The organism is Bartonella sp. AP88XZML (assembly GCF_042195565.1).
Lineage (GTDB): Bacteria > Pseudomonadota > Alphaproteobacteria > Rhizobiales > Rhizobiaceae > Bartonella.
The window spans coordinates 1-1,006 of record NZ_JBHIOQ010000099.1 but is presented as its reverse complement, the minus strand read 5'-3'; the positions used below and the strand labels follow the sequence as shown (position 1 = coordinate 1,006).

At 35.6% G+C, this 1,006-nt stretch carries 2 protein-coding genes; both read right to left on the bottom strand.

Going from position 1 to position 1,006, the window contains the following annotated elements; translation table 11 throughout:
• A partial coding sequence (locus ACFIK2_RS09020; RefSeq protein ID WP_375677204.1) for a DUF1376 domain-containing protein occupies nucleotides 1–540 on the bottom strand: 540 nt, incomplete at its 3' end.
• A complete protein-coding gene (locus ACFIK2_RS09015; RefSeq protein WP_375677203.1) occupies nucleotides 530–898 on the bottom strand; it encodes a hypothetical protein in 369 nt (122 codons plus the stop codon). The genes ACFIK2_RS09020 and ACFIK2_RS09015, both read right to left, overlap by 11 nt.
• Nucleotides 899–1,006: the final 108 nt, after the last annotated feature.

Sequence of the window (1,006 nt, the reverse complement as noted above, 5' to 3'; positions counted from 1 at the left end):
GTCAACCAAATCGATTGTTTCTAAATCTTCAAATTCAGTTTCTTTTTTTAATAAAACGTTAGTTTTATTTTTTTTATATATGTTAATGTTATTGTTAATGGCATTGCGTTCGCATTGCGCAACACTATGCGCATCGTATGCGCTCTGCATGCAATCCGCATATGCGTTTTCTTTTATATGATTATTGTCATTTTTACCTTTTGTTTTATGCCATCTAGAATGAGCTGCTTTTGTTGCTGCTTCTGATTTCTCTTTGCTATCATTTAATTCTAATTCAACATCTGGGTTCCACAACCGACCATCTTCTAAACAAATGATATGTCCAGTTTCTAATAAAAGATCTAATGCCTTCTGAAATTTTTTTACTGAGCAGCCAGCCAATAAAGATAACACTTTAAAATTATTCGTAAGCGGCTCTCCTGTGCGAAGCATTTGAAAGCGCAACTTAACATATATGAAACCTTCAAAAGCTGGCAAATATGCAAGATCAAGTAGCCACTTGTCTGCAAAAAGCCTCGTCCATGGCAACTTAGTTGACATGTATTGCCTCCTCTCTTTTCTTACTCCACCTTGCTAAAGCGGCTTTTGAAGCTCTTTCTGAATATTTTCTTTGAACACTTTGATCAAAAGCTAATGACTTATGCCATAAGCGCCTATTCTCTAAACGCGTAATAAGACCCATCATTATTAAAGTTTCTAACGCCTTTTTAAACGTTTGCACTGAACACCCACACCAACCCGATAAACAAGACGCATAATTGATAAGAGGCGCTTTTCTATTATTCATTAGCAACACAAGTGTTGTATAAACAGCCTTCTCTGTCGCTTTTAAACTTGTAAGCTCTTTTAAAAACTGATCTGTACTAAAATTTGCACACGCTACTTTATGACTGGACATCACTCTAAGATCTCCTTCTCTTTAACCAAATATAAAATTGCTAAAGCATCTGCTTCATTATCATCACATGGCTTGTGTCCTTTAATACACATTGCCTCTATCATCTCT